Here is a 24,882-nt window from a genome sequence, read left to right as displayed (position 1 = left end):
AAAATTGCGGGAAGACCAACTGACTTTTGAGGTACAAAGGAAAAGAGAGGAAAGAATGGGGAGAGGATTTTTTTCAATATTGAAGTAAAAAACGAGGCCGTGTGCCTCGTTTTTTACTTCAATTTAAATGTAGAAGCTGCATGCTGTAATTCTTCTGCCATACGAGATAACGTCGCTGCAGAAGACGTTATCTCCTCCATGGATGCCAGCTGTTCTTCCGTGGCTGCTGATCCTTCCTGCACGCCACTCCGGTTCATTTCAGCAATTTGCTGGATGACATGCACCGCTTCTGCTATTTGTTCCGCTCCGGCGGCCACCTGATGTGCCGCAGAAGAGACTTCGGCAATTTGCTGTGCCACTTCATAAACGAATCCTTGAATTTCTTCGAAGGAATGCCCGGCCCCTCGTACAGCCTCGATTCCTTCCTCCACCTCTTTCGTTCCTTCTTCCATCGTATCTACGGCCTGCTTTATCTCCTGTTGAATGGTATAAATCAGCTCCGTGATTCGACCGGCAGAAGCGGCAGACTGTTCAGCCAGCTTACGAACTTCATCTGCTACCACCGCAAATCCGCGACCATTCTCACCGGCACGTGCTGCTTCAATAGCAGCATTTAGGGCGAGGAGGTTAGTTTGTTCGGCAATTCCAGTAATGACTTGCACAATTTGATCGATTTCTCCCGATCGTTCTTCCAGATTTTTCATTGTACTTTCCATATGCAAAACAGTACCATGAATCGTATTCATTTGATGTACCGTGCTTTGAATCGCCTCATTCCCCTCGTATGCCCGCGCGGAAGCATGTTCCGCCACGGTTGAAACACGAGCTGCCTGATCGGCGATACCATGAATCTGTTCAGACATCACATCCATCGTTGTCGACGTTGTTTCCACGCTATGCGCCTGTTTTTCAGCTCCATTTGCTACCTCTTGAATGACGGAAGCAATTTGAGCACTGGCCTTCTCTGTTTGCTCGGCACTGGCCGTCAGTTGTTCAGACGAAGCAGCTAATTGCTCTGACTTCTCCTGAACATTTTGCACAATATTATGTAATTTTTCACTCATTTTGTTAAACTCTACCGCCAGTGCTCCCAATTCGTCTCGGGACGTCACCTGAACACGCTTCGTCAAATCCCCTTCACTGATGCTGCGTGCAACATTCGCAAATACAAGCAAGCGTCTCACAAGGGAACGAATCACAAAGAAATTTTGCACCGACGCAAACACAATGGCCAGCACCGTTACCCAAATCGTCACATTTAAAATCGGGCGCGCCGCCGCTTTCGGTTCATCCACGTACATCGTACCGGCCAGCTTCCACCCTGTTATCTTGTTAGTAGTAAAAAACATCTTTTTCTGTTTACCTTCAAATTCGTAATCAAATTCCCCGGATTGTTCCGTATACATCTTCTTTGACTGCTCTGTATTCGTTTGCTCACCTATCTTCGCCGTCGGATGGACAATATAGTGACGATTCTTGTCCAATAAATAGGCATAGCCTTCATTTCCAATCTTTACTTCAGCTATCTGCCCGGCCAAATCTTTCAGGCTCATATCCACGGCCACTACATCGCCTCCGCCCTCCAAAGCGCGGGCCAGCGTAATCACCATCTCTTTCGAGCCGCTATCCAGATACGGCTCTGTCATAATAATACTGCCGCCCGCTTTTATAGCTTCCCGGTACCATCCGCTTTCTAACGGATTATAGCCGGGCTTTATTTGTTGAATAGGGGCAATTCGCATTTTCCCATCTGACGTTACGACATACACGTTTTTCAATTCAGGATACAGACCTAAAAACCGGCTTAATTGTGACTGGATGCGGGCATCTGTTCCTTGATGGCTCAACTGATCATTCATTTGTTCTGCCAGCAATTCTACACTTTTCTTTTCATCCTCAATATATTTCGTAATCAAACGATCTAAAAACACCACGTTTTTTCGAGCATTTTGCAAAATTTCTTCTTCCATCCGTTTCTCTGCTGTCTTGTACGAAATAATACCTAATAATAACGTCGCAAACAGCACGCTTGTTGTAAATGCTAATACAAGTCTCCATTTAATATTGAGCTGCATTCTCTGCTTCATATTGATTTTTTCTACTCCTCCCGAAACTTTAATAGTATCTCAACATTTGCCGGGGTAGATGGGACAAGGATTCTCTTGAACCTGCCCCCATTTCTTATGGTTCTTATCAAGAATTCCTTATCCAGCAACTCAATCCCGACATATAGTCCCATAGTCTTATTCCACAATCCAACCAGAAAACCCTTTTTTTAACACAAACTTTTCAATAATTATACACTATCCCAACAGCGCCTATCTGTCACAATAAAAAACAGGCCGCATTACGGATATGCCGTTTGGCGACCTGTTTTTCTTCAGATTTATTGCGTTAAGCTAACTCCTCACCCCTGCAAAACTTGTCTTACTGTTTCTTTAAGGAGTGTCGGGGAACCGATAAGCTTCTGTAAATCATCTGTCGTTTTGGACGTTTCCCCTTCTGAAACTGCGTTATAAATAACCGCTGTAAGTACGGCAAAGGGCTCAGGAACACCCGCGTTTACGAGAATATTTCTCTCCTCTTCAAAAGAAACGGACTGGTGCACGACTTTTTTACCAGAAACCTCTGAAAGGATTTGAGCCAAATCGTCAAAACTCCAGGTTTGATTGGAAACAAGGTTATACGTCTTGTTTTCATGTCCTTCCCCTGTAAGAACCGTCGCGGCAGCCAGGGCAAGATCGCTGCGGGTCACCGAATTTATTCTTCCACTTCCTGTATTGGTAACTACCGCTCCATGCTCTACGGATGCGCCCAGAGCCGGATTCACAAAGACTTCCGTATACAAAGCGTTACGCAGGAAAGTATAAGGAATGTTAGTGGTACGAATTGAATATTCCGTAGCTAAATGGACATGAGCAAGGGGTAATTTTGACTCCTCAGCAAAAGCATATCCGGTATATGCGATATGTTTTACCCCTGCATCTCTGGCTGCTTTTACGACATTCGCATGTTGAACTATACGCAGCGTATCATCAGCATCCGGACTTGAGATAAAAAGCAGCCTGGAGGCACCAGCAAAAGCTTTTTGAAGAGATTCCGGATCAAGATAATCGCCATGACGAACTTCAACTCCGAGATCGGTAAGAGCAGAGGCTTTTTCGACATTGCGGGCAATCGCAATGATTTGACCCGCGGGCACCTTTTTTAGCAGATGTTCAATAACAAGACCTCCGAGTTGACCTGTAGCACCAGTAACAACAATAGACATAGAAATTCCCTTCCCTTCTCCCAGACAATTTTCAAGAGGGTGAGAGTATAACCTAACTGGTTACAACACATGGTAAAAACATGATATCAGTATAACCAAATTGGTTACAACAAACCTGAAAAAAATCAGCTCTTAGACGAGCTAATTTTCTCACTCAGTTCAGTTACTAACTGCTCCAGCGTAACTTGAGCTAATACCTGTTCCATCGCAGACTGGGCTTGAAGCAAAACCAATCGAAAAACTGATTCGATATTGGCTCCAACCGGACATTCCGGATTCACATGGTCATGGAATTTGAAAAGTTCATCTTCCTCGACAACTTCAACAGCTCGATACACATCGAGCAAGGTAATTCCTTCCAAATCCTTCTGGAGGTATGCTCCACCAACTCCAGCTCGCACATTCACCAATCCAGCCTTTTTTAGCTTCGCAATGATTCTCCGGATAATCACCGGATTGGTCTTTACACTTTCTGCTATCCATTCTGAAGTACAGTGTGTTTTACTTACTGCTATCAAAGACAGGATATGGACTGCGATGGAAAAGCGACTGCTGATTTTTTTCATATGCTTCACCTTCTTGCTGTAACCATTATAGTTTCGGCAGTCTTGTTAAGTCAACCTTCGTTTTTATGCAACGCCAGTGATTCAGTTTCATCCTCCAGTTCGGTTTCAATTTCTTCGCTATTCATGATTCTGGTTATTTCATAAGCTCCGTGTTGTAAGAAAATAAATGCCATTTCATATTCCTCCGTTTTAGATTACGACTCATTGTAGTTTAAGATAACAGCGACGGTCTTGCAGAAGACCGTCGCTGTTATCTTTATTTAATTCCCGCTGGCTCTGGAACAGGCTGGCCCAGCCATTCTTCATAAAACGCATCAATATCCGGTTCAAAATCCATAATCACAGGATAGAATGGAGTTACCGCTTCAACTTCTAGCTGGGTACCACATCCTGGACAATAATATTCACGAATGACCTGCCAGTTTGGATCAGGAGCCAAATATTTCGGATATAATTCCTCCATCTTTGCTTCCGTATCTCTTACATATACTAAAGCATTGAGCTTCCAATTTTGTTTATAATGTCCGAACTCATGTCCACAATCACACTTCGTAACGCGATCGCCGTTCTGCTTTTGCACGATATATAAGTGTAAACCAGCAGGCAGAAGGATCTTATCATCCCATGGAACCCTCTCCTGAAGAATTTCCAGGTACAGATTAAAACGATTCGCATCTTTAAAATTGGAAAGCATCTCTTTAAGTTTGAAAAAATCTATTGAACCATCAATCAATTCCTCAATTGTTCTCTTATCGTATGTGGTCATCTTTTCACCTCTTTTATTTCAGTTTGTTTATTGAGCCAAAGGTTGGCATATCAAGCTCAGATTCGTTAATAATCCAGTCCTTTGGCAAATTCCAAAAATCACGGAATTCATTTAGAAATCTTTCGCTTAGCGAAAAACTGCTGGCATACATGTGGAGAACAGGTAGAGCCGCTTTTTTATTAAGGACATTCTGCCGTTCTTCCTTAATCCATTCACGTGTTAGTTTTCCACGTTTAATCCGTTCTTGACGGATTTCGGCACGCCTTTTTTCTGTTTTCTCACTATCAACAATCCATCTTCCTTTTTCATCCTGCTCGATAACCGCGCCGTATACTTTTTCCGCATAGTCCGGGAGCAGATATCCACCGTTTAAATCCTCTTCAACCTTTTTCGTTTGCCGCTCTAACGGATCACCGAATCCGGGACCGCCTTTGAGGTAATTTAAGTAGAGGTCATAATTTTCAAAGATGGTTTCAGTTGTAATCGCTTGCTTATCGCGCTGAATCTCTTTGGCTTCAATTAACTTCTCATACTCTGGATTGCCCGGATCCGGATCTCCGCCCAGGGGAATCGGAAGTTTTTTCTCAATGAGCTCCTTAATATTCGTTCCATGCGCTTCAAAACGATAGCCGGATGCCGCCGGATAACCGCCCATTAAGCCGCAATCACTGGACATATAACCGTTCCCCATGAAGAACATCGTCCAATCTTTGGCTCCCCAAACCATCCGCAGAGTTTCGTAACCACATCCGCCCCTGTACTTTCCATAACCGCCAGTGTTCGGTTTAATGCTTCTTCCCAGATAGAGAAGGGGTTCGGCCATCTCCCAAATCTCCATATCCCCCATATCCCCTTCGGGATTCCAAATCGCAGCGGCGTGATCCAACCCGTCTTTAACCGCATTCGCCCCTGTTCCTTCAGCGGCCGCTTCAAAGCTATTGACAGCGTGGTTCTCACCATACTGGTTAAATCCTCCACCCTGGAGCCAGTTGCTGGTATTTGCATTTCCAGCATTGACTTCCTCCAAATAACCGCGGGCGAAATAGGTACGGCTCAACGCTCTCCACAATGGGCTCCAGGCAGAGACAAGGAAATGCCAGGCGTAACTATGTGCTGTCCTGATATCATCCGGGGATAGCCAGGAGCCATAAGGCAGGCCAAATTGGCTGGCATAATAAGCTCCATCGTTTACGCGATCGTTCGGAATGAGCGTTTGCGACATCATTACCCAAATCCCGCTGGAGATAGAAACAGGTGTAGCATTATAGCTGTGCCATCCCCAACGGTTTACCCCTTCAAAGTCGATTTCAAACTTTCCGTCCCGATGAATGATCATCTCGGAAGGAGCATGCATAATCGTATCCACCTTGGCATAAGGAGGCACTTCCAGGTTTTTATAAGGAACATCGACAAAAGATACTCCGCGGTACCTGCCGGGGATGGTCATCGACTTAACCTGATTAATGAAACCACGGCGACCATCTTCGATTACCTCACGAATAAACTGTTTATACGTATCAATTCCTTCTTCAGCAATAATGTTATGAATCAAGTCACGAATCATATGACAACCGGCGATCCTGGTGCGCTCATCAAGTAACCAGTATTTCGTCGTGCGAACAGAACGCTGGCTTTCAATGACCCAGTCCCGAAGAAGGGTATCGTTTTTCCCTATTTTTCGGCAGGCTACCTGATAACCGTCATCATATCGTGTGACCGGACCTACAGTCATACTTCCCGGGGCTGTTGCACCTACATCGATAACGTGAGTAACCCCACCAACCCAGCCTACTAATTCATCCTCCCAAAAGATAGGGACAATCGTGTGAACATCGCAAGGGTGAACGTTTCCAATTTGACAATCGTTATTGCAGAAAATATCTCCCGGCTCAATCCCCGGGTTTTCTTCATAATCATTTTTAATCATATATTTAATTGCCGCACCCATGGTTCCTACATGGATGATAATCCCTGTAGAAGTGACAATAGAATCTGCTTCCGGGGTATATACGGTAAAACAAAGTTCCCCTTCCTGCTCTACAATAGGAGATGCAGCAACTTTTTTTGCGGTTTCCCTTGCATGAACGACACCGCCCCGAAGCTTGGAAAAGATCTTTTCATAGCGAATGGGATCAGCTTCCTTGAATGTTAATTCTTTTAAACCGGCATAATGTCCGGTTGTCAGGCTGATCCGATCGATTTCCTCCCTCATTTCTTTTAACGGTTTTCCATCCCAGCCTATGCCTTTCTTCACTTTAATTCTTTTTAAATCTTCCTCTTTTAAAGACATGGAATCCCCTCCTCAACAATTTATTTCACAATTTCTTTCAAATGGAAAATGCGATGTTGATCCAAATACGTTTCAAAACCCGGTGGAACAACAAAAGTAGTAGCCGGAGACTCGATAATCGCAAATCCTTCAATTCTGTTCCCTGCCTTAAGCGCTTCCATTTCCCAGATGTCGGCTTCCGTCCAGGCCCCTTTCCAATAAACTTTACGTCTTCCGAGAGAAGCATTCTTTGGCGGTTTTTCCCCATATAAAGGTTCTTCTGGAATTTTCGGTTTAGCTACTTCAACCATACCGCGAACAATGGCACCTGTAATCGTATAACCTAATTCCGGTGAACGAGCCGCCTTGGCATAAACACGGCTGTAAGTTTCTTCAAAGGAAGCAACCAACTGGTTCCAATCGTCTACTGTTTCTACTCTATTCACAGGAGATTCAATTTCAAGGTCGTTCAATTGTCCTTGATATTGCATCCGGAAAAAGAGACGGAAATCTACTTTGTCGCTGGAGAATTTATTTCGTTCAAATTCATGGGCTACCTTCTCCATCAATTCCTCCCAGGATTGTTGCAATCCGCTGCCGGCCATCAACTTTTCTTCTGCGGAAGCCCCGTCATTAACATTTAAATCCAGTGTTTTATCGTATCTGTATTCAAAATCGGCCGCTCCGCATCCAAAAGCAGAAAATCCTGCCGCCCAGGCTGGTACAAGAACATCCTCAAACCCCAGTCCCTTCGTATACCCCGCGGTATGAAGGGGGCCTCCTCCACCATAGGAGAAACAGACGTATTGGGATGGTGAATACCCTTTTCCAAGAATCATTGACTCGAGATAATTCCGTAATTGGGACTCCAGTAAGTCGATAACACCATAAGCGGCATCTTCTACCGATAAACCAAGTGGATCCGCTACCTGTTTCTTGACAGCTTCATAGGCGAGTTCCGGGTATAACTTCACTTCACCACCCAGGAAATTATCCGGGTTAATCAGTCCGAGCACAACATGGCAATCGGAGACGGTAACAGTATCAATTCCTCCAGCTGGATTACAAACTCCGACTCGATATCCCGCACTGTCAGGACCCAGGGTGATCGATTTAAAGTTCGGATCTATGCGAACAAAACTTCCTGCACCCGCTCCAACCGTATCCATCGCCACAAGGGGGAGCGACAATACCAGGCGAGCCATATCAGGACTGCTATTAATGCTTAAATCTCCCTGCGTAATCAAAGCAATATCAAAACTCGTTCCTCCAATGTCAGAGCAAGCAATATTTTTGATATTCAGAAATTCACCCAGATACTTAGCACCCACAACCCCGCCGATAGGCCCGGAAACGAGTGTACGGGCCAATTCATTCGCCTGATAGCTAATCGTTCCCCCATGGCTTGCCATAACACGTAAATCAAAGGTAGCCCCTTTTTCTTGAATTCTACGATTCATGACCTCTAACGTGTGCCTGGAAGGATCGGCCGCATAAGCTTCAATAATCGTCGTATTGGTACGGTGGGATTCTTTGCGAAGCGGATAATAATCGACAGATGCAAAGATCGGGACTTCTTTTCCGACTTTTTTCATGATTTCCTTTGCCATGTCTCGTACCCTGCGTTCATGGGCAGGATACTTATACGAATGAAGAAAGCTAATGACAATAGCCTCTACGTCCTGATCGAGCAAATCCAAAACAGCAGGCTCAACTTCATGTTCGTACAAAGGAATGACAACGTTTCCAAATACATCAACACGCTCCGTTATGCCGCGAGTCCTTTCTCTCGGAACCAGAGGCGGATCATAACGATGGGTATTCAGGTGCAAACGATCGGAATAAGAGTAACCAAGATAAGATTGAATAGCCCGTCCCATCCGATGAAAATCTTCCATCCCCTTATTGACAATCAGGCCGACCCGTCTTCCTTTACGGGACACCAAACGATTTAGCATCGCGGTACCTGAATAAACACCCGCCAGTAAATTAGGAAATGATTCCTCTACTGTTGTGCCCCAATAGGTAAGTGCGTCTGCCGCTGATTGAAGTAGACCGACCGATTCATCATGTGGTGTTGACTGAGCCTTCCCGACAACAAACTCCCCTTTGTCGTTAATGATGAACGTATCTGTCATCGTTCCTCCGGCATCAATGGCCAAAATTTGTGCATTAATACTTGCCACTTTTTTTCATCTCCCTTCAGTAGTATATAGTTACAAGAGTGAGGAGCCCTTGTTGCCTAATTACAAAAGCAAAATTAATACCAATTTTCAAATATTTTTTAATAGTGAAAATTCGCTATTTACATTCCCTTAACAAGGGATTTTATGTAAAAATTTGTAACATCAATACTACACCTGTAGCGCTACAGGTGTAGTATTGATGTTACACCAAATAAACAAAGCTCTGTTAGAGAATGAGCGGTTAACTTTTTTATATTTTCAAATTATATAGCTTTTATTTCTTAGTCATCTGCTGTAAAATATTTATAATAATCTGAAATTAAAGGAATAGGCGGAGGAACTATGAGCCCATACCTTGCTTTTCATTCAACCAGTGAACTCTATGGAAAAATGAAAGAACTCGAGAACCTGTGGGAAAAATTCGTCCTTACCAATTCGCCACCTGAAAAACTTAGATATTTGATTTATGAATCTTGGAAGCGCTGTCAAGAATATGAGGTTGATCCAAAGAAAAAACAAAGTGCTATTTCTCTAAACAATGATCAATTACTGGAAATCATGAATCATTCGCGTTTGTTTGAAGCAGCCGTTCAAATTATGGATGATTTATCTAAACAGATTCGTGGAACGGGTTACCTAGCTACCCTGTGTGATAGTGAAGGACGAATTATATATTTAGATGGAGACCAAAAGGTTTTAAAGGAAGCGGAATTAATGAACTTTTTGATAGGAGCCGACTGGAGTGAAAAAGCGATTGGGACGAATGCGATAGGAACAAGTTTAGCAACCGGTCATCCTGTTCAAATTTTTTCAGCTGAACATTACTGCCAGGGATGTCATCCATGGATATGTTCTTCGGCTCCTATCAAAGATCCATTAACTGGACGAATTCTTGGAGTGGTTGATCTGACAGGTTTATCATTTGAAGCACAACCGCATACATTAGGAATTGCTACGATGACTGCCAACTTCATCCAAAAAAGGTATAAAGAAATTTCTTATTCAACTCTCCAATATCTTCATCACTATTTTACACAGGTTGTTAAACGAAAAAATGGAGAAGCCATTATCTTATTTGATCTTTCCTTCAATATCATTAACGGGACGGAAAAAGCTCTGAAATTATTAAATATTCAACATTGGCAACAAATTGGATCGATCCCTGGTATTAAACAACTGCAAAATTTTCTTCTTAATCAAGTTCATATATGTAAAGAATCTTATCTGGACCAACTGAAACTGCACGTCCATGTTGAAGAAATTAACATACAGCTGGAGCGAATCGGTTTTCTTGTCTACCTGCAACCTCAACAAAGTAAAGATATAGTATCTTCCCCTGGTTTCTGTTATGATTCATCTCATCAGAAATGGTCAGAAATTATTGGACAATCCGAAAAATTTCAATCTACGATTCGAAAATGCCAATTGGTTGCACCAACGAGCGCATCAGTTCTCATAACCGGGGAAAGCGGAACTGGAAAAGAACGCATTGCCAGAACACTTCACCAGACCAGTCTTCGTCACAATTCTCCTTTTCTGGCAATCAATTGCGGCTCGATTCCCAAGGAATTAATGGCCAGTGAATTGTTTGGCTATGAACCGGGAACTTTTACAGGAGGAAATTCCAGAGGAAAACGCGGAAAATTTGAAGAGGCAAACGGAGGCACACTGTTTCTTGACGAAATTGGAGAGATGCCCCTGGATCTCCAGGTTCATCTCCTGCGTGTTTTACAAGAAAAAGAGATTGTTCGACTTGGATCATCTCACCCTATTCCTGTTGATGTTAGGATCATAGCTGCTACCCACCAAAATATCCCTAAATTAATCCAAGAAGGAAAATTTCGCACTGACCTTTACTACCGATTGAACGTAGTTGAACTGCATATTCCTCCTCTTAGAGAACGGGATCACGATATTATTTTATTGACTGAACACTTTTTAAAACGATTTTCGACAAAGTATAACAAAACTATTTTATCGATTGATACGGATGTTATTTCCTTTTTCAAAACTTGTCAATGGCCGGGAAACATTAGAGAGTTGGAAAATACCATTGAACATGCTGTTTTATTTTGCTTAACAAACAAAATTACTTTATCAGATTTACCGCGTTCCTTGCTTGAAAAAGAAAGAGCACCGCTTCTCTTACAGTCTTCACCGAATCATGAAGAAAAAAGCATGATTATTCGGTACATTGAAGAAGCAAACGGAAATCTTTCTGAAGTAGCTCGGAGATTAAATATAGCACGAACTACTCTTTATCGAAAAATGGATAAATACGGTATATCCAAACACTGATATTATCAAGTGATAACCATTTGAATAATATCCTTTTCTGTAGCAGCTTCATCGTTAAGTTTAGTGCTGTATTGTGATACACAGCAAGAATTATAATCATACTCACTATTTTTCTGGGATTAATGGAAGTATCGGTCTGCCATACATTGATTCCCCTACTTTTTTCATCCCACTAAAGAAATCAGAAGCTATTAAAAGAAAAAAAGAGGATGCATACGAATTAGGGGGTCATTCCTTCTCATTTGTTATGATTTATTTAAAAACCTTAAAAATTTCCCTGGATTTTTTATTTTATGCATAACTTCGCTATCTCGATATAATTTTTCCAGCACTCCCGGCAATCTTTTAACAAAATTCATCATTTTTTAACAAAATAAGCGCACGAAAGTTATTTAAATAGTCTATAATTTCAATAAAAAATATGAATTGAGGGAGAGACATGAATATTACTTTAACCGAAGAAAGATGTCGGAAATGCAGCATCAAACTTACTGAATATGAAATTGAGGAAAAAAATCATTATTGTATGGAATGCTATGAGGAAGAAAACCAATCAAATAAATAATAGGTTATTAACAAACCCACCAGCTAAGCCGGTGGGTTTGTTATTTCACTACCAATTAAACCGATACCCTGTATTTCTATAAGAAATGTCTCTCGCTATGTTAATAATTAAACTGTTATAAAAATCTTTTCGATTGCTATCCTTTCCTTTTTTTATCTCTAGCTCCTTTATATATAATAAAGAAGCTTTCGGAACCATATCAGGTACCCATTGATGATTATGCTTTATTTCACTGTCAGATAAAGCATAATAAGGATAAAAAACTTGGTTCCCTTTTCCAAGATCGTCCCATGTGCAATCAACGTGATACCACTTTCCCTCTATTTTGACAAGATTCCAGGCATGAGGTTCTGGCTTTCCAGTTGTATTTACGGCATAGCCACTTACAATTCTATTATCTATCTGTGCTTCTTTTAACATTTTATTCGCTAATAAAGCATAGCCATTGCATACTGTTTTTCCTTTCGTTAAAGCAGCATAGGCCGAAAATTCTTTTAGAGAGTTATCGTATTCAACATGTGAAACGATGTAATCATGAATTGCTTTTACTTTTTCGTGGTCATTCATTCCAGGCTTAATAATCGCCTTAACAATTTGTTTAACCCGAGAGTCTACAAAAGCTTCTTGCTCCTTTGTCGTATGATATTCCATTTTAAAGCCTATTATTATACGATCTTTGTAAACTGCTCCACCTACGACATAGGCTTTAATGGAATGTAGCAAATATTTATCATTGTTGTAAATCTCGCGAAATGCCTGTTCAACAAATGACTTTGTTTTATCTATCCTGCCAGGACCCATAAATGTGATTTCAAAGTATGGTTCTCTATTAGTAAGATGTTGGTATATGATTGCTTTAAGTTCTTGGTACGATTGCTTATTTTTTGTATCTACCTGGGCGAAAGCTTTGAGGGGAACACTCGTAAATACCATTAATATTAAGCTGAAGACAAGCCATTTTCTAAGCAGGGACTTCATACATACCTCCATAAAGTGAATTAACAAATTCTAAATTCAACAATATGGATATAAATTCCTTCATGAAACTCGATATCGTCTTTTTTGTTAGCGTTGTTTTTTATCTTAGGCATATGCACTTCAAGCATGCCATTTTTATACGATGCTCTTATTTCCTCAGCAGAAACAGGAGAAGGAAGAAGAACGGAACGCTGAAAACGTCCTATAAATCTCTCCTGCCTATACATTTGCTTTCCTTTTATTTCATTAAACATATCCAGACTTCCGCTAACGGAAAGAACATTATTATTAACGTCGATCTCTACATCTTCTTTTTTCTTTAATCCAGGGGTATCAAAAACAGCTACAACCTCATTCTCAGTTTCATAAACATTGACACAAGAAATACCAAAGTTTTGCTTATCAAATGCAGTCCATCCTGCTGTAAAGAAACGGTCAAATTCACGTATTACATTATCAAGCTGACGGAAAGGTTCATAAGGGATTAAAGCCATAATCATACCTCCTGTTATTCGTTATACGGAAGTGTTTTTTCTAACGTTGCTATATCTTATTCAAGTTATTCTTTCTAATCCCTATCCCTTTCGCCTATCTTTCAATTTCCAACTAACCCGGCAAGATGCAAGCTATAAGCATGGCTACAGTTAGGATGAAAAAGACCGTCTTTCCTAGCTTCATCCAATGTTCCCTACGATTCGCCATTCCTATTTGCTCCCCGAATTCTTTCTGTTAAGATGGAAGCTGTATATTCGGTTTTTGTACTTGTATTTGTTGTAGCTCGCCCTTTATACGCTTAATTTCCTCCTGCAGCGCTTCTCCCTGCAGACCATCCAAACAGCGCAGACTTCTCTTCCTATTATTTTGTTACATTTTAGGCTCAATAACAATTTCAACACGTCGATTCTTTTGCCGGTTTTCTTCAGTATCATTAGGCGCAATGGGTCGGCTTTCGCCATACCCTTTTGTTCTTATACGAAGGTTCTCTTCCTCATAGTTTTCCTTTAAATAATTGCTAACTTCTTTTGCCCTTCGTTCAGAAAGTGATCTATTATATGCCTCCTCACCTATGTTATCAGTATGCCCATTTATTTCTATTTTTGCTCCTTCGTACTTTTTAAGAACTTCACCTATCTCATTTAATACAACTTTTGCTGATGGCTTTAATTCACTCTTATCAAAATCAAAGAGAACGGTATCAGGAATTCGAATTTTAATTTGTTTATTATCAGATGTTACAGAGAGATCAGGTGCTTTTAATTTTGGTACATCAAACTTAGGGACTTCTATCTTAGGAACCTCTAGTTTAGGAGCTTCTAGTTTAGGGACTTCTAATTTGGGAGCTTCCAGTTTAGGAACCTCTAATTTGGGAGCCTCCAGTTTAGGGACATTTATTTCTGGTACAGATGCTTGTTGCTCCTTTTCCGCACATGCAGAAAGCAACAAAAAAGAAAGTAAAAATAAAAACATTACATTTTTATGGTTTAACACTTTTTACTCCTCCCTTTGCTAATAAAAGTTTCCTTAATAACAACAAACGAAAGGAAGTTATTTCCTTCTAAAATCATACCGTTTTCACGCCGGATGCACGCCATTATCCTCGAATTAATCTTCTAAGAGCAACATAAAGTCCAAACATCCATAAGAACAAGGCTCCATACCCAAATTGGTCGCTCCTTTTTCTCCTCCATAACGTTTCCCCTTATGCCGTTTCTTTCATCATCACTTCCAATTTTATCATAAATTCCAATTTATAGAACACCTATTCCTTCACTCTGGTATATGGTCATTCGCTCAGCCCTACCTCGCCAGCCACGATATAATCAAACGCCTCTTCTTCCAAATACCGCTTCTGGATAATCTCCTGCTCCTTCTTCGACAACCGGCTTACTGCACGCTCTACTCGTTTCGTCAGCTCAATCATTTCTCTTTCCTTATCAACGCACTCGGCTGCAGCATCGGTCGTTTTGTTCGTCACGCCGTAATATCTTGCTTCATAGGCGGAAGCGTTCTTCATCTCCCGGTGAACAAAACCGATTTGCATAAATACGCGCTGTCTCCAGTGCTTCCCCTACACGCTTCTGCATAGCCTTCCGGTCAATTTTCGGCAAAAACGACATTTGCATGACGACTCCCCCTCTTCGAAAAGAGTTTTTATTTATTTATCAGGAGAGTAGGCAATACTCAAAACAGTACCTTCACCTTTTTTTCTCCTCTCCCATAGTATACTGGTGACAGCCCCATCTATTAGGGATCACTTCCTTTGCTTGCCGGCTTGTACCGACCTTTTTATTTCTTCTCACCCTTTGGGTGTCTGCTCATAAAAGCTTCTCTTCCGTCTCATCTTCCATTTCGATTTCAATCGCTCGTGTCTGTTTGTTAATCCGAATACCAGTGACTGCCTTGTCCAAATTCTCTGTACGGTTCATCCGCGAAAGTAAGCTCTGTAGGCAGCACACCATATTCCGCACGGTTGGCTTGTCTGGAATAAGAACACGGTATTTCATCTGGCTTCTCCTCCTAAAGATCCCAGTATGAATTTGAGTAATGAGAATAAAAACGCAGTATTCTTGTACTCTACTTCCCTAGAGAAATGTTTGAGTATGATGAACTGGAAGAAGACGTTCTCGGTTGACTTTTGGACAACAATATCAAATTGGCGAAATAATCGAGAATGAAGTCAAGCGTTATAAAAAAAGAATGGCGATGATAAAGAGAAGAATGAATACGAAAGAAAGCTAAACATAATCGAGAAATCCATCGCGCTGGACGAATAAATGTAGTTATAAGGAAAGAGATTAGTTTAAAGGAATAGTGGCGTTTTCTTGAAATACCGACACGAGGGAATCAACCTTTTGTCGGTATTTGTCGTTTTGTATTAGTAGATTTAAGGACTGAATAGCACTAAAATGGAAAGGTAAATCTTCTGAGAAGATGAAAATCCCTTTTCCTTCGTATCACAAAAGTCAGCCGCCCTTCCCACGATACGAGATGAAAAAAAGGAGAGCTTGATTATTATCATTATTGTATAAGGAGTATAGGCAATGAATGAAAATGGGCTGACCACATTTTTGTAGAGAAATTTCAAGAACACATTCGCAAAAGCGGACAGGACAAGTACACGAAGAAGTTGATGACCACAGCCTATCCCTTGCTTCTCCTTCATGCGCATCTCCAATCCAGGGAAGGGCTCCGGGCCATTGCGGCCGACACACTGAACGAGGATTTTCATGAGATTCTCGGGTTTACCTCTATCCATGCATCCCAAACACAATCAAGTCGATTTGACGGTTCTGGCTACGCTATTTACCAAACTGGCCCAACGGCTTCACCTTCGCCCGGTGTTTGTCGATGAGTTGGCTAGCCAGTAATGAATACTATCGTTTACCAAATGGACAGAGACGCTCTTTGATTCAGGACTTCGTTTTTTATAGGACCTGTAAAAATTTATACTTGACTTTTTGAGCCATATTTACTCTCTGTTTTTATGTAATGCTAGTGATGGCCTATAAATGATTTTCCAAATTATAGTTTACTGATTTTATTTTCTTGGATAAAATCTATGTATATTCTATTTAAATTCCAAAGGAGGAATAATTTGTGAAAGGAGAGAAGATCGTTATTACAGGATATGGAGTCAAAGTCCCGGGTGGATACAATGTAGACCACTTTGCCGATACTCTTTTAACAGGAAGTAGTGCTCTAGACCTTTACGCAGGAGAAGGAACGGAAGGAAAAAATATCGCATTCGGAGTTGTGCATGATAGATTAGAAGAAATACAGGATAAAAAATACAGAAGATACCCCAGGATCAGTCTTCTGGCTATGTCAGCCGCAAAAGAAGCGATCCAAATGGCAGGAAACATCCATTTAGATCAATATAAAACAGGAATTTTCCTCGGAACGGCTTTAGGGGGAACCCTGGGATACGATGAAATTGTCGTTCTTGCCCAGCAGAGTAATTTGAAAGTTATGCCTGTCAATGGATGTGGGATTGTTCATTATCATAGCTTAGCTTCTTCAATAGCAGAGTTTCTCGGGATAAATGGGGTTACGAGAACAGTGGCTACAGGGTGCGCAGCGAGCATCGATGCCATCCAGGATGCTATGATGTATTTGCGTGCTGGCGAGTTAGACGTCTGCATCGTGGGAGGGGCCGATGCGCCTATTTCTAAAACAGTGATATATGCCTTCGGAAAAATAAGATGTTTATCCCAAGACAAGGAATTGCATATGATGGGCGTTCCATTTTCAAAGAAGAGTGGAGGATTTGTCATCGCTGAAGGAGCAAGCGTATTAGTGCTTGAGAGAGAATCGAGCGCTCTAAAAAGGGACGCTGAGATTTTCGGTGTCATTAATGAGGTCAGCACATCAAACGATGGACAAGGAATATTTTTTTCAGACAGTGAAGGGAAACATTTGCTTCGTGATTTAGAAAGGGTGACTAAACACAGAAGGCCTACATATGTCAACAGCCAGGCACTCGGAATGAAAGAAAACGATAGGATTGAGGCTATCAATCATATGCAGTTGTTTGGTAAGGAGGTTCCCATTACTTCTATAAAAAGTATAACCGGTCATACGTTTGGAGCAAGTGCAGGAGCGCAAATGATTTCTTCTCTTATTGGAATGGAACGCAATTTCATTCCTGGCACGGTGAATGCGATTCGAGAGGATTATCCGGAACTGCCTATTGTATATGATACCATTCAAGCGGAAGTTGATAGTTTTGTTGTTACCTCTCATGGATACGGTGGAAATAATGCCACTATTTTTGTTTCGAAATACCAATTTTAAAAAATTCATATCTACTGGGGAAGACGAATGATTAAAACACATAAGTATAAGGAAAAATTATTGTATTTGATTATCGAAAAAATTCCAAGCATGATCGAAGCACATCTTCAAGATATGCTGCAGAAAATAGAAAACTTCCATATTGTTATTGGAGACATTGAAGCCTATAGAACGTCTTTATATTCAGTGTATACTACTGTTGCGGGAATATTATTTAAAGAGGATGAGGAGTATGCAGAAGCATTGCAACAACTGGAGAAAACGGGGTATGAAGTAGGGCTGTATTTTGGAGAAGTAAAAGAAATGAATAGAGAAATATTCCTCCAACTCACATATAGTATTCGAATCTACTCTTTTGATTATGTGTGTTCTTTAATTAATGCTCATCTCTCCGAGCCAGAAGAACGCTCTTTTCTCACCTCTAGGTTTTTTGAAATTCTAAATGCGAGATTCAACAGTTGTGTTAACGGCTTCCTTTTTGCAAAAGATAAGCAAATACATCATTTGCATAATCAAAAACTATCCATTATGGGGCAAATGGCAGCGGGAATGGCACATGAAATCAGGAATCCGCTTTGTAGTATTAAAGGTTTTCAACAGTTGATGAAACGAATGGTTCTTAATGATACGACAAATACAAATGATTTTTTGAATTATATTGATATTTGCATTAATGAAATTACAAAAGTTGAGGACCTAGTGTCCGATTTCCTTTTGTTAGCGCGTAAAGGAGACAGTAAAAAAAGTAACTGGGAAACAGTCAATATTAATCAAATTTTTCGAAAAGTGTACGATTTAGCTACATGCTTTGCATTGGAAAAGAGTGTTACTCTTCATTTATCTCTGCCATCAACTACTCTTTTCACCTATGGAATCTCTTCATATATTGAACAAATTATGCTTAACATTATCAAAAACAGTATCTCTGCACTAAATCCTGGCGGAATCTTGCTCATCAATTTGTATCCTTCGATAGATAGCAAAGAAGCTGTTTTAACTTTTGTTGATAATGGAATAGGGATTCCGGAAAGTCACATGAATAAAATTTTTGAGCCCTTTTTTACAACGAAAGAAGACGGAATAGGATTAGGTTTGTCCATATGTAAAAGGTTAGTTGAGGAAATGCAGGGAAATATTCTGATACAGTCAAAAGAAAAAGAAGGAACAACTGTCGAGATTCGTTTGCCCTTAGTTTCTCCTGCAGATCATTAATATCTTCAACTAACAATTCTCCCTTCTTTTATTCATCTTCTTCACCATTCTCTTCACCTACTTAATAAAGCAATCTTAATTTACATAATTTTCATTCGTATGTATTTTTTCACCAACTATACCGAAAAGCATCCTGCTCCGGATTGGAATAGGGTGCTGTGGGAAGTTTGTATAGAAAAAGCGGGGATTGTATATTCCCGGAAAAGACGACGATGATTGCAATATTTCCCGAAAGACAAAATCCCCGAATTCGGGGATTTTGTTATTGATGACCTTTCCACTCAGGATATTTATTCTTGCTGCTCACGATGCCATTGCTGTCCGGGGTGCCATTGTTGTCCGGGGTGCCACTGATGTCCGGGATGCCACTGGTGTCCGGGGTGCCACTGATGTCCGGGATGCCACTGGTGTCCGGGATGCCACTGATGTCCGGGATGCCATTGCTGTCCGGGATGCCATTGCTGTCCAGGGTGCCATTGCTGTCCAGGGTGCCATTGCTGTCCATGATGCCATTGCTGCTGTCTATCTTCACTCATATTCTTCCCTCCAAGGTATTAGTCTATTTCCTGCATTTAGAATATGTGGTCTGAATGGAAAAGTGAAAAGAATAAGAGCCCAAAATATCCCGCATTTGTACCTGTTAAAAAACCTCTCGGATTTCCGAGAGGTTCGTGACTGTTCCCCTATACACTTGTTACCTACCAAGCTATGCAGAATAATAAGGGAATAGGACTGGTTTTATTGGGAAAATTTTAGAATTGTATCTAATTGGATCTGCGACTGTCCATAGTATCATTTTCCGTCCGTCTAATATTTTGTATTTCTAAATTAATCATACGCATTTGTTTGTAAATTTCCATCGTCTCAGAATGGGTAGTAGAAGGACGTTTTATTTTTTCGATCAACTCATCTTTTTGTTTTTGCAAAAAAACAATTCTTCCTAACAATGCCATCTCTTCATACCACCCTTCTCAATTTAATTTCTCATGTTTTTAAATGTATTTTATAGCAAAACAGCGTTTTTCAAAGTTGATTTGTAAGATTATATGACATTAATTTTCACTATTCATGTAAAATCTACAACACCTAAAAACGGGATTTGGTTGAATTCCGGTTCTTTTATCTATCACCCGCCTCCAGGGCAAAATAAAAAGCCGCCTACGGGCGAATTGTGCTGTTTTATATCTTTTTCTGTCATTAAATATAACTATATTGTAGAAAATGTCGAACGATTCTCGTTCAGCTACCCCTTCTATATGGTAAAATTATAAAAAATCCCTTGTAGTTACCTCGGATTTTACTCTCCTAGAATATCCCCCTACTTGGTGCCTTACAGGCACTATTTTTTTGCTTACTTTTCTTCTCTCTCTGGTTGATATCCGGGTTTAGTGTTCCGAATTTTTATGGTATATGCTCTTCCATATATCGCTGGCATTCGTATACCATGGACTATGTTACCTGCTCTCTCCAAACATCTCTCGAACTTCTGGATCATATTCATGATATGACGTCAGACCGCATACACCGAACTCGAATTGTGGCGTACGCTGCTTCAAAAAAAGACAGCAGAAAAAGCTTAGAGCTAAAAAAATTGACAAGCCTGCCTTAAGCATGATACGTTAATTTCAAGGTGGTTAAGATTTCAGAATAGTATTTATTTATCAAAAAATATAGATTTACGAGAGGAGATGATGAAGGTATGACGAGTCAAGCAATCAAGAGTACTCTCACAGATACTCTTGATAAAGTTTTGAGTAACGCCGTAAGCAGGGCCGGGGGCATACCCGGAGTGGTTGCAATGATAACTGACCGTGAAGGGAACATCTACGAGGGTGCAGCCGGGGTACGTGAGATCGGCAAGGAAACGCCGATGACCACCGACACAGTGTTTGCTCTTTTCTCGACTACTAAGGCCATCACCGGCACAGTATTGATGCAGCTGATCCAGGAAGGCAAAGTCAGACTTGACGATCCGGTCAGGAAGTATGTGCCTGAGATTTCTGAAATTAAGGTTCTCGAAGGGTTTGACGCAGATGGGCAACCCAAACTAAGAGAACCCAGAACCGACATTACCATCAACATGCTAATGCTCCACACTGCTGGCTTTGGTTACGAGTTCTTCAGTCATGAGGATCGAAAATATCGTGATGCAAAGGAAGTACCTTCCATACTCACCAGCACCTTTGACTCAGTTAAGAGTGTGCTGCTATTCGAGCCAGGTGAACGCTGGAACTATGGCGTCAACATTGACTGGGTTGGCAAGGTTGTCGAAGCTGTATGTGGTAAGCGACTAGGCGACGTGATGGCCGAGCGGATTTTTGCCCCCCTGGACATGAACGACATCGGATTCACACTAACTCCGTCGATGATGGAACGCCGCGCAACCATCCACCGTCGAACCCAGGACGGTAATATCACGCCGCTACCTGATCTCATGCTGCCACAATCTCCCGAAATGGACATGGGAGGACACGGTTTATATGCCAGCATTGGCGAATACATGAAGTTTATTCGGATGATCCTGAATGAGGGTGCAGGCGTACTCAACCCGGAAACGGTCGCGCAAATGTCTCAGAATGGGCTTGGGGCACTGAAGAGCGGCGGCTGGAGCTCGTCCGATCCATCGTTGGCTAATGACGGTGAGTTCTACCCTGGTGTGCAAAAGTCGTGGGCTTATACATTCCAGGTAAATGAGGATCCTATCCCCACAGGTCGGCCAGCAGGCCAATTGATGTGGGCGGGGTTGGCCAACCTGTTCTACTGGATCGACCGCCAGAACGGCATTGGTGGATTTTTTGCTTCCCAAGTCTTCCCATTCCAGGATGTGGCTTCGTATTTGGGCTTCATCGAGTTCGAGTCAGCAGTCTACAGTACATTGAAACAGTTAGGTCAAATTGACACTTAATCCAAGGATACGAGTTTGAATAAATGGGGGCTACGGTTGCTGACCGTGAGTTTTCTTATACTATCGGCTCTACGTCATAATGAGTTTTCTATTCGTGTGCACACTTTCTGAGTAGCCGTTCGTCGCAAAAAAGTGAATGTGTTCAACACCTTTCCGCATAGGAAATTTTTTTGTAACTTTGTCTCTTTCACTTCGTATAAGAAAGTGTACACGCTCTCTTTATCCTCCCCCTGTTGTAACCTACAGGGGTTTTTTTTTGTTTATTTATCAGAAGAATAGGCAATACTCAAAACAGTACCTTCACCTTTTTTCTCCTCTCCTTTACCCTTCTGCATTGCAGAGGGGATTTTTATTTTCGTTCAAACTGCTCCCAATGTTCTTCGAATCTTTTACTTCACGTATAGACTTCTTCACTATCAGCTTATCTCCTACCTGAAAGTCACGGTCACTCTTCCGAATTGTAAACCTCTTCCGTCCATCCAGCACCGCTTGAAAGTACGGTGAGTCTGTTTTTAGTTCGTGCGTTTTCCCTTCTCTCCTCATCCTCCCCCGGTTCATAAGCCGTTGCACAACTATACTGTTAAACCAAAATAGAATTAATATTAAACCAAAAAAGAATGACGAAAGCGCAAATAGGAGCGTTTATACTGCTATTTCTTGCTTTCTTTGTTGGCATACTATTTGCTTATGTTAAAAAGTGCTGACAGGTGCTCTCTTCACCTATCACCTTCTAATCATGGAAGCAAGACTCCACCATATATCCTCTTGCTTCCTTTTTTTTATTTTCCCTGCGCACCATTATGCCAGCCGCTTCATCACTTCGTATGAGCCGTTTGTCATCACTCGGTTATGGTACTGGCTCCGGAGTCTTGAGAAGTGGTTGTGAACTCATCCTCTAAATGGATATCCGTTGAAGTGAACGGGCAGATAGTACAGAAATTGAGCACAAAATAACCAGTCGTTGCTATATCCGACTGGTTGTTTGATTTAATACTTCTGTATAGTTAAGTTCAAAGTCCATCGTTTTTTACAGCTACTGTTTCTCTAAACTCGGCTTCTTTCCATCCTTTACAAACATCTACCCACTCTTTAGCAAATGAATATTGAAATAATTCATCACATGTCAATTCGATGGCAGAGTTTGTGCTTCCGCAGGCGGGGAAAAGGGTCTCAAAACGTTTCATCGAGATATCCAGATAGACGTCCATTTCGTTTTTCAATCCGAACGGGCAAACGCCACCTATGACATGTCCGGTTTGCTCCAGCACTTCGTCAGGCGTGAGCATACGTGCCTTGAAGCCAAATGTGTGACGAAATTTCTTGTTATCGATTTTGGCATCACCAGCAGCTACGATCAAGATGGCTTTGTCCCCTTCTCCCCTAAAGGATAGCGTCTTCGCAATTCGAGCAGGGATAACGCCAATTGTTTCAGCGGCCTGCTCAACCGTAGCACTCAATGTTTCAAACTCCATCACATCATTTTCACGATTCCACTGTTTAAAGTGGGCTTTTACACTTTCAAATGACATCTTATTCACCCTTCCCTTACCAATTATTACATAAAATGATAACACGCTTTAAGGTTCTGGTGCAAAAAACCTAAACTTACGGTAAGTAATCTATTAAAACAACTAAATTATATTTTATCATACATAACCTCTCTCATTTAAGATTTCAAGGACAAATCTCCAGGATTCGAGTCAATATCTTGGACACAAAAGCTCTTGCGCTAGGATATTTTATTGAAGTACATACGTTCGTATTTAAAAAGAGAAAAAGACTCCACTGCCGAATGAATATGTTTGTTATTGTGAAAAATTTTAATGTACTCAAATACGCTTTTCTTTGCTTCTTCTCTTGTTATGTGTTTCTTCTGGTAGATCAATTCTCGTTTAAGAGTGCCATGAAAGAACTCAATACAAATCCTGCTCAGTGATACGCATTTCTCTTAAAAACTGTTTCATATACCTTCCCCCATTCTTTAATCACTTCATTGGGGTCATCTTTTTTAATGTCCACTGGTAGCGGTGGCTCCTTCCTTTGTTTGGAACGTTCCATTTAACTTCTGTTCCCATTTATCTTTGTTCTTCCATCCCCGAACCATACCGTCTGGCACACCGAGCTCAGCAGCAATCTCTATTAAATCTTTCTGGCCATCACTCGCCTTCCAGATTTCAAACGCCTGATCTCGCTTCTTGCGCAGATGGTTGAGCTTATCCTGCAAGGTTCCGATTGAACCATGAACAAATAGAGAACATTCGTTTGTGTTTTTCGTTGAACATACCCCCGAGTTCCATGTAAAATGGAAACAGGATAGCAGCTTTCCCTTCCGTGGCCACGGTGTTCTGCTATCCTTCGTCGGGGGTACCCGACAGCTTATCAGGAGGGCGTTCGCAGCGTCCTCCTTTTGCTTTTCAGGCGCTATGCCACTTCATCGATGCGAGAAACGAGTATCGGCTCAATACCGGTTACTTCGTAGAATCGCTGCTTAATCACATCACAAAATACCGGGTCTAGCTCCAACGTCCGACATTCGCGGCCCATCTGTTCACACGTCATTAGCGTTGAACCACTGCCACCGAAGAAGTCGACAACAATATCCCCTTTCTTGCTGCTGTTGCCAATCGGAATCGCCAGTAAGTCTAACGGTTTCTGCGTCGGATGAACGTACTTCGTCACATTGCCACGCGACACTTCCCATACGGTTTCCGGTTTCGGAATCTCAACCGGTAGCCCGGCCTTCCACACCGTCGTTTGCTTTCGATCACCATACCAGGCTGGCGCTTTTCCTTTGATGTGCGCGTAAAACACCGGCTCGTGCTTATACCGGTACTGCGCCCAACCAAAGCTCGGTGCGTTCTTCACCCAGATACACTGTGAACGAGTCACAATTCTAGCGGCATTCATTGCGTTCTCAAACTCTCGCTGGTACGAAGACGGGTGAAAAATATAAATCGCCGCGTTCGGTTCCATGATCGCGGCGTAATTAGCAAATATGTAATTGAGAAATACGATAAAATCTTCATCGGGCATGTCGTCATTTAAAATAGAGTCCCGACCATCTGCCGCAAG

25 protein-coding genes are annotated in these 24,882 nt (G+C 41.6%); 5 read left to right on the top strand and 20 right to left on the bottom strand.

The genetic code is table 11. The features are described from left to right. Positions 1–113: 113 nt before the first annotated feature. The 7 genes from B2899_RS10650 to B2899_RS10620 form a co-directional block, all read right to left on the bottom strand. Positions 114–2,087 (bottom strand): methyl-accepting chemotaxis protein, encoded by a 1,974-nt coding sequence (locus tag B2899_RS10650; protein ID WP_146811788.1) that lies wholly within the window; start codon positions 2,085–2,087, stop codon positions 114–116. A gap of 320 nt (positions 2,088–2,407) precedes the next feature. Further along, positions 2,408–3,271, bottom strand: a complete 864-nt coding sequence (locus B2899_RS10645) for an SDR family oxidoreductase (protein ID WP_286885675.1) — start codon at positions 3,269–3,271, stop codon at positions 2,408–2,410. 125 nt (positions 3,272–3,396) lie between these two features. Further along, entirely contained in the window at positions 3,397–3,837 is a 441-nt protein-coding gene (locus tag B2899_RS10640; protein WP_286885672.1) for an Rrf2 family transcriptional regulator, read from the bottom strand. A 50-nt stretch (positions 3,838–3,887) separates the two neighbouring features. Then, the gene (locus tag B2899_RS10635; RefSeq protein WP_281286038.1) at positions 3,888–4,010 is read right to left on the bottom strand and encodes a hypothetical protein; all 123 of its coding nucleotides are present in this window, start codon (positions 4,008–4,010) and stop codon (positions 3,888–3,890) included. Between the two features lie 83 nt (positions 4,011–4,093). Then, positions 4,094–4,603, bottom strand: a complete 510-nt coding sequence (locus B2899_RS10630; RefSeq protein ID WP_286885669.1) for an acetone carboxylase subunit gamma — start codon at positions 4,601–4,603, stop codon at positions 4,094–4,096. Between the two features lie 13 nt (positions 4,604–4,616). After that, entirely contained in the window at positions 4,617–6,893 is a 2,277-nt protein-coding gene (locus tag B2899_RS10625) for a hydantoinase B/oxoprolinase family protein (protein ID WP_146811748.1), read from the bottom strand. A gap of 20 nt (positions 6,894–6,913) precedes the next feature. Beyond that, positions 6,914–9,058: a hydantoinase/oxoprolinase family protein gene (locus B2899_RS10620; RefSeq protein WP_286885664.1), complete on the bottom strand. Its 2,145-nt coding sequence runs from the start codon at positions 9,056–9,058 to the stop codon at positions 6,914–6,916. A gap of 342 nt (positions 9,059–9,400) precedes the next feature. On the opposite strand from B2899_RS10620, the gene B2899_RS10615 reads away from it, so the two are divergent. After that, positions 9,401–11,356: a sigma-54-dependent Fis family transcriptional regulator gene (locus B2899_RS10615; protein ID WP_286885662.1), complete on the top strand. Its 1,956-nt coding sequence runs from the start codon at positions 9,401–9,403 to the stop codon at positions 11,354–11,356. Between the two features lie 613 nt (positions 11,357–11,969). On the opposite strand, the gene B2899_RS10610 is transcribed toward B2899_RS10615, so the two are convergent. The 6 genes from B2899_RS10610 to B2899_RS10585 all read right to left on the bottom strand — a co-directional run bounded on the left by B2899_RS10610 (position 11,970) and on the right by B2899_RS10585 (position 16,062). Further along, on the bottom strand, positions 11,970–12,899 hold the full coding sequence (locus tag B2899_RS10610; RefSeq protein ID WP_286885660.1) for a transglutaminase domain-containing protein: 930 nt from the start codon (positions 12,897–12,899) through the stop codon (positions 11,970–11,972). A 20-nt stretch (positions 12,900–12,919) separates the two neighbouring features. Beyond that, positions 12,920–13,393, bottom strand: coding sequence for an Hsp20/alpha crystallin family protein (locus B2899_RS10605; RefSeq protein WP_286885657.1), 474 nt, complete (start codon positions 13,391–13,393; stop codon positions 12,920–12,922). A 370-nt stretch (positions 13,394–13,763) separates the two neighbouring features. Then, positions 13,764–14,387, bottom strand: a complete 624-nt coding sequence (locus B2899_RS10600; RefSeq protein WP_146810648.1) for an OmpA family protein — start codon at positions 14,385–14,387, stop codon at positions 13,764–13,766. 295 nt (positions 14,388–14,682) lie between these two features. Continuing rightward, the gene (locus B2899_RS10595; RefSeq protein ID WP_246147336.1) at positions 14,683–14,940 is read right to left on the bottom strand and encodes a hypothetical protein; all 258 of its coding nucleotides are present in this window, start codon (positions 14,938–14,940) and stop codon (positions 14,683–14,685) included. A 274-nt stretch (positions 14,941–15,214) separates the two neighbouring features. Further along, positions 15,215–15,403 carry a hypothetical protein gene (locus B2899_RS10590; protein WP_146810650.1) on the bottom strand — a complete coding sequence of 63 codons (189 nt, stop codon included), beginning with the start codon at positions 15,401–15,403 and terminating at the stop codon, positions 15,215–15,217. A gap of 380 nt (positions 15,404–15,783) precedes the next feature. Beyond that, complete coding sequence (locus tag B2899_RS10585; RefSeq protein WP_146810652.1) at positions 15,784–16,062, bottom strand: hypothetical protein; 279 nt, start codon at positions 16,060–16,062, stop codon at positions 15,784–15,786. Between B2899_RS10585 and B2899_RS18455 the strand changes: the two genes are divergently transcribed. The 3 genes from B2899_RS18455 (at position 15,964) to B2899_RS10570 (ending at position 18,905) form a co-directional block, all read left to right on the top strand. Further along, the gene (locus B2899_RS18455) at positions 15,964–16,251 is read left to right on the top strand and encodes a DUF4372 domain-containing protein (RefSeq protein ID WP_414631769.1); all 288 of its coding nucleotides are present in this window, start codon (positions 15,964–15,966) and stop codon (positions 16,249–16,251) included. The two genes, B2899_RS10585 and B2899_RS18455, sit on opposite strands and share 99 nt — an antisense overlap. 245 nt (positions 16,252–16,496) lie before the next feature. Further along, positions 16,497–17,693: a beta-ketoacyl synthase N-terminal-like domain-containing protein gene (locus B2899_RS10575; RefSeq protein WP_286885653.1), complete on the top strand. Its 1,197-nt coding sequence runs from the start codon at positions 16,497–16,499 to the stop codon at positions 17,691–17,693. Positions 17,694–17,720: 27 nt separating this feature from the next. Further along, a complete protein-coding gene (locus B2899_RS10570) occupies positions 17,721–18,905 on the top strand; it encodes a sensor histidine kinase (protein WP_286885650.1) in 1,185 nt (394 codons plus the stop codon). Positions 18,906–19,167: 262 nt separating this feature from the next. Here B2899_RS10570 and B2899_RS10565 read toward each other — a convergent pair whose 3' ends face one another. Continuing rightward, positions 19,168–19,437 carry a hypothetical protein gene (locus tag B2899_RS10565; RefSeq protein ID WP_286885648.1) on the bottom strand — a complete coding sequence of 90 codons (270 nt, stop codon included), beginning with the start codon at positions 19,435–19,437 and terminating at the stop codon, positions 19,168–19,170. A 232-nt stretch (positions 19,438–19,669) separates the two neighbouring features. Further along, positions 19,670–19,858 carry a hypothetical protein gene (locus B2899_RS10560; RefSeq protein WP_146810660.1) on the bottom strand — a complete coding sequence of 63 codons (189 nt, stop codon included), beginning with the start codon at positions 19,856–19,858 and terminating at the stop codon, positions 19,670–19,672. 746 nt (positions 19,859–20,604) lie between these two features. Between B2899_RS10560 and B2899_RS10555 the strand changes: the two genes are divergently transcribed. Further along, positions 20,605–21,810 carry a serine hydrolase domain-containing protein gene (locus B2899_RS10555; protein ID WP_286885646.1) on the top strand — a complete coding sequence of 402 codons (1,206 nt, stop codon included), beginning with the start codon at positions 20,605–20,607 and terminating at the stop codon, positions 21,808–21,810. Between the two features lie 321 nt (positions 21,811–22,131). Here the strand turns inward: B2899_RS10555 and B2899_RS10550 are convergent, their stop codons facing one another. From B2899_RS10550 to B2899_RS10535, 5 genes are all read right to left on the bottom strand, one after another. Next, positions 22,132–22,353, bottom strand: coding sequence for a DUF3850 domain-containing protein (locus B2899_RS10550; protein WP_286885643.1), 222 nt, complete (start codon positions 22,351–22,353; stop codon positions 22,132–22,134). Positions 22,354–22,820: 467 nt separating this feature from the next. Further along, entirely contained in the window at positions 22,821–23,339 is a 519-nt protein-coding gene (locus B2899_RS10545) for a YbaK/EbsC family protein (RefSeq protein ID WP_146810664.1), read from the bottom strand. 200 nt (positions 23,340–23,539) lie between these two features. Next, on the bottom strand, positions 23,540–23,728 hold the full coding sequence (locus tag B2899_RS18450) for an IS3 family transposase (RefSeq protein WP_414631768.1): 189 nt from the start codon (positions 23,726–23,728) through the stop codon (positions 23,540–23,542). 90 nt (positions 23,729–23,818) lie between these two features. After that, the gene (locus B2899_RS10540; RefSeq protein ID WP_286885639.1) at positions 23,819–24,034 is read right to left on the bottom strand and encodes a phage terminase small subunit-related protein; all 216 of its coding nucleotides are present in this window, start codon (positions 24,032–24,034) and stop codon (positions 23,819–23,821) included. A gap of 197 nt (positions 24,035–24,231) precedes the next feature. Next, a partial coding sequence (locus tag B2899_RS10535) for a DNA-methyltransferase (protein ID WP_286885638.1) occupies positions 24,232–24,882 on the bottom strand: 651 nt, incomplete at its 5' end.

The organism is Aneurinibacillus sp. UBA3580 (assembly GCF_002375825.1).
GTDB classification, from domain to species: domain Bacteria; phylum Bacillota; class Bacilli; order Aneurinibacillales; family Aneurinibacillaceae; genus Aneurinibacillus; species Aneurinibacillus danicus.
This window is presented reverse-complemented; position numbering and strand designations above follow the sequence as displayed.

Bases quoted from the DNA above. Each gene is read 5' to 3' on its own strand.
- B2899_RS10650 (WP_146811788.1), bottom strand. From the start codon at position 2,087: ATGAAGCAGAGAATGCAGCTCAATATTAAATGGAGACTTGTATTAGCA.
- B2899_RS10645 (WP_286885675.1), bottom strand. From the start codon at position 3,271: ATGTCTATTGTTGTTACTGGTGCTACAGGTCAACTCGGAGGTCTTGTT.
- B2899_RS10640 (WP_286885672.1), bottom strand. From the start codon at position 3,837: ATGAAAAAAATCAGCAGTCGCTTTTCCATCGCAGTCCATATCCTGTCT.
- B2899_RS10635 (WP_281286038.1), bottom strand. From the start codon at position 4,010: ATGGCATTTATTTTCTTACAACACGGAGCTTATGAAATAACCAGAATC.
- B2899_RS10630 (WP_286885669.1), bottom strand. From the start codon at position 4,603: ATGACCACATACGATAAGAGAACAATTGAGGAATTGATTGATGGTTCA.
- B2899_RS10625 (WP_146811748.1), bottom strand. From the start codon at position 6,893: ATGTCTTTAAAAGAGGAAGATTTAAAAAGAATTAAAGTGAAGAAAGGC.
- B2899_RS10615 (WP_286885662.1), top strand. From the start codon at position 9,401: ATGAGCCCATACCTTGCTTTTCATTCAACCAGTGAACTCTATGGAAAA.
- B2899_RS10610 (WP_286885660.1), bottom strand. From the start codon at position 12,899: ATGAAGTCCCTGCTTAGAAAATGGCTTGTCTTCAGCTTAATATTAATG.
- B2899_RS10605 (WP_286885657.1), bottom strand. From the start codon at position 13,393: ATGGCTTTAATCCCTTATGAACCTTTCCGTCAGCTTGATAATGTAATA.
- B2899_RS10595 (WP_246147336.1), bottom strand. From the start codon at position 14,940: ATGCAAATCGGTTTTGTTCACCGGGAGATGAAGAACGCTTCCGCCTAT.
- B2899_RS10590 (WP_146810650.1), bottom strand. From the start codon at position 15,403: ATGAAATACCGTGTTCTTATTCCAGACAAGCCAACCGTGCGGAATATG.
- B2899_RS10585 (WP_146810652.1), bottom strand. From the start codon at position 16,062: ATGAAGGAGAAGCAAGGGATAGGCTGTGGTCATCAACTTCTTCGTGTA.
- B2899_RS10570 (WP_286885650.1), top strand. From the start codon at position 17,721: ATGATTAAAACACATAAGTATAAGGAAAAATTATTGTATTTGATTATC.
- B2899_RS10560 (WP_146810660.1), bottom strand. From the start codon at position 19,858: ATGGCATTGTTAGGAAGAATTGTTTTTTTGCAAAAACAAAAAGATGAG.
- B2899_RS10555 (WP_286885646.1), top strand. From the start codon at position 20,605: ATGACGAGTCAAGCAATCAAGAGTACTCTCACAGATACTCTTGATAAA.
- B2899_RS10550 (WP_286885643.1), bottom strand. From the start codon at position 22,353: ATGAGGAGAGAAGGGAAAACGCACGAACTAAAAACAGACTCACCGTAC.
- B2899_RS10545 (WP_146810664.1), bottom strand. From the start codon at position 23,339: ATGTCATTTGAAAGTGTAAAAGCCCACTTTAAACAGTGGAATCGTGAA.